Source organism: Methanocalculus sp., from assembly GCF_030651615.1.
Lineage (GTDB): Archaea > Halobacteriota > Methanomicrobia > Methanomicrobiales > Methanocorpusculaceae > Methanocalculus.
Window position 1 is genome coordinate 1 of the sequence record NZ_JAUSCG010000126.1, and the last position, 2,689, is coordinate 2,689.

Genomic DNA, 2,689 nt, shown 5'->3' on the forward strand with positions numbered 1-2,689 from the left:
GCTCATCGGACCTGGAGAGTATATCGCAGTTGGTCCAAACGAAGAATCAGTCGGCCATTTTGCCCTCGCAGTCACGGATTATACGCATGGAACTGCACCAAACCGCCGGTATGTAGATCTGATCATCCAGCGACTTGCAAAAGCGATACTCAAAAAGAGCCCTGCACCCTATACTTTTGATGAATTAAACGGTCTGGCAGAACACCTCTCAGCTACCGAGAAGGCTTCAAAGAAGGTCGAGCGGTTCATGAGAAAAGTGGCAGCCGCAGTCCTTCTGCAAGATCGGATCGGTGAGATTTTTGAAGGCCTTGTTACCGGGGCCGCTGATAAAGGAACCTATGTCAGGATCATTGATCCCCCGGTTGAAGGTCGGGTCATGATGAATGAAGGAGGACTAAAAATCGGCCGTAAAGTCAGGGTACGCCTGTTGAAGACAGATCCTGAGAATGGATTCATCGACTTTGAGCGAATCTAGATGGGTGAAGGGATCATTATTTTTCCTGTTGTGGCTGTATCTTCGCGAAATAGCCGATCCCTTCATTCATTTCCTGCACCATAAACATCTCTCTTGTTGTCTGTGGTGTCTGAATGGTTACTTTTGGTATTGTTACCAGAAACGTGTGAAGAGGGAACCAGTATGATTTATCTCCATAATCATATGAGGCTGACTCGACCTCAAGAACAGCACGATTCTGGTCTGCTGTTTTAACAGTAGCTCCCTTGAAGTTCATTGCCCGCTCTATTTTATTCTTCAGATCCTGATTGCCAAGGAACATCACAAGTATCTGAACACCTGAGTCGATTGAATAATCAACAGTCACGGTTGCCTTTGTCTCTTCCAGAGAAATATCCACGGAATCGAAGGTAATATAACTGTACCGTGAGTCTGTCTGAGCGGCAACAGGCATACAGCAACTGCAAAGAAGCATGAAAAATGCGAGTATAATGCCTGTTCTCATGATATACTATATGTTTTATTTAAATATAGTGTTTCTGGTTGGATAACGTAACCATTAAAAAAAGTTGTTGAAACGATCATGCTCAATTCAGAGCGATCTGGTGAGGATGATCTCAATACTCGATACATTTGTTCTGCCGGTATCTGTCTCAATCTCTTCGGTTGCTGTGGATATCTCTTTTTTTCCGACACCCTCGAGAAAACGGTTTAATGAGATCTCAGCGGTATCAACCGCCCGGGAGATTGCTTTTCCCCGTGCTTTGATAGCAACCAGATCTGCGCCATTATTGAACTGTGTCACAACTGCCAGTACATAATTCATGACCGGCTTGTTACCAACGAATACTGTGTTATCTGTCTGCATATGATCCCTCAGATATATCCCTTTGTCTTTAATAATTCAGCATTCAGTACTGAAGAGCCTGCAGCCCCTCTGATGGTATTATGCCCCATGGCGGTATAACGGATGCCCTCCCGAATTCGTCCGACTGATACCGTCATCCCATCACCCCTGTTTCGGTCGAGACGTGTCTGTGGACGATCCGGCTGCTCTTCAAAGATATGGAGGGTCTCTTTGGGCTGGGTTGGGAGCCCGATAAAGGGGGCTCTCCAGCTTTTGAACGCCTCTTTTGCCTCTGAAAGGCTACATCCCGCATCAACCCAGACCGAGAGGAGATGACCGTCTATTACCGGCACCCTGTTACAGCTTGCACTGATCGGAAATGTTGCCGGTATGATCTCAGCTCCGTTGAATGTACCCAGGATCTTTTTTGGTTCTGCCTCCATCTTCTCCTCTTCTGATCCGATGTAAGGGATGACGTTATCATATATGGCCATCCCCGGGATTCCTTCAAACCCGGCACCGGATATCGCCTGAAGTGTCGCGACTTTTACATCACGAACTCCATGTCTCATGAGGGGGGCGAGAGAGCAGGTGAGCATGATGGTCGAACAGTTTGGATTTGTCACGATACAACCATCTCTCCCGCGGTCATGCTGAAGATCGATAAGACCAATATGATCGGGATTAATCTCTGCAATCAAGAGAGGCACAGTCGGATCCATCCGGTGAGATGAAGCATTACTGCAGACGATAACGCCTGCATCGGCAATCTCCGACTCAAGCGGCTTTGCAATGTCTGCAGGAAGAGCAGAGAAGACGATATCGAGATCTTTTACTGCCTCTACCGTTGTCGGGCTGACAACACTATCTGCTACTGCCTCCGGGAAGGGAGCGTCCAGCCTCCAGTTGACGACCCGCCCATAGGGTTTCCCAGCACTCCGTTCAGATGCGGTGAGTGTTGTGAGATGAAACCATGGGTGATTCGCAAGCAACTGAACGAACCGCTGTCCAACGGCACCTGTAGCACCAAGAACTCCAACATTGATCATGAGTAAAAGAAGTAAGGGTGAGAATATATTTAAGGTTAGAGTTTTTATTTTTTCAAACCCCTCCCCAAAAAGGAAAGAGTGTATTATTCCATATGAATTGCTTCAGATGGGCATTCATCCACACAGGTTTCACAGTCAACACAGGTATCTGCATCAACAACTGCCTTCTCATTATTCATTGAGATGGCGGCAGTCGGACAGACATCCACACATGTTTCACAACCTGTACACTTCTCCTTATCAACAACAGCTACCAATCGGATTCCTCCATTACTCTTTTTATGAAAAATATAAGAAATAGATTTCGATATTACAATTTTGAATCGAGCCCGAGGACTT

5 protein-coding genes are annotated in these 2,689 nt (G+C 46.5%); 1 reads left to right on the forward strand and 4 read right to left on the reverse strand.

Features of this window, described 5'->3' with window-relative positions; all coding sequences use genetic code 11:
• On the forward strand, positions 1-475 hold a 475-nt coding region (locus tag Q7V06_RS05555; protein ID WP_304839254.1), incomplete at its 5' end, for an RNB domain-containing ribonuclease.
• A gap of 16 nt (positions 476-491) precedes the next feature.
• Here Q7V06_RS05555 and Q7V06_RS05560 read toward each other — a convergent pair.
• The 4 genes from Q7V06_RS05560 to Q7V06_RS05575 all read right to left on the reverse strand — a co-directional run bounded on the left by Q7V06_RS05560 (position 492) and on the right by Q7V06_RS05575 (position 2,607).
• Complete coding sequence (locus Q7V06_RS05560; RefSeq protein WP_304839256.1) at positions 492-959, reverse strand: hypothetical protein; 468 nt, start codon at positions 957-959, stop codon at positions 492-494.
• A gap of 87 nt (positions 960-1,046) precedes the next feature.
• The gene (gene albA, locus Q7V06_RS05565; protein ID WP_304839259.1) at positions 1,047-1,322 is read right to left on the reverse strand and encodes a DNA-binding protein Alba; all 276 of its coding nucleotides are present in this window, start codon (positions 1,320-1,322) and stop codon (positions 1,047-1,049) included.
• A gap of 8 nt (positions 1,323-1,330) precedes the next feature.
• Entirely contained in the window at positions 1,331-2,350 is a 1,020-nt protein-coding gene (gene asd / locus Q7V06_RS05570) for an aspartate-semialdehyde dehydrogenase (protein ID WP_304839262.1), read from the reverse strand.
• A gap of 83 nt (positions 2,351-2,433) precedes the next feature.
• Positions 2,434-2,607, reverse strand: coding sequence for a 4Fe-4S binding protein (locus tag Q7V06_RS05575; protein ID WP_304839264.1), 174 nt, complete (start codon positions 2,605-2,607; stop codon positions 2,434-2,436).
• Positions 2,608-2,689: the final 82 nt, after the last annotated feature.

Coding starts and splice junctions, on each gene's coding strand:
- Q7V06_RS05560 (WP_304839256.1), bottom strand. CDS start 959: ATGAGAACAGGCATTATACTCGCATTTTTCATGCTTCTTTGCAGTTGC.
- albA (WP_304839259.1), bottom strand. CDS start 1,322: ATGCAGACAGATAACACAGTATTCGTTGGTAACAAGCCGGTCATGAAT.
- asd (WP_304839262.1), bottom strand. CDS start 2,350: ATGATCAATGTTGGAGTTCTTGGTGCTACAGGTGCCGTTGGACAGCGG.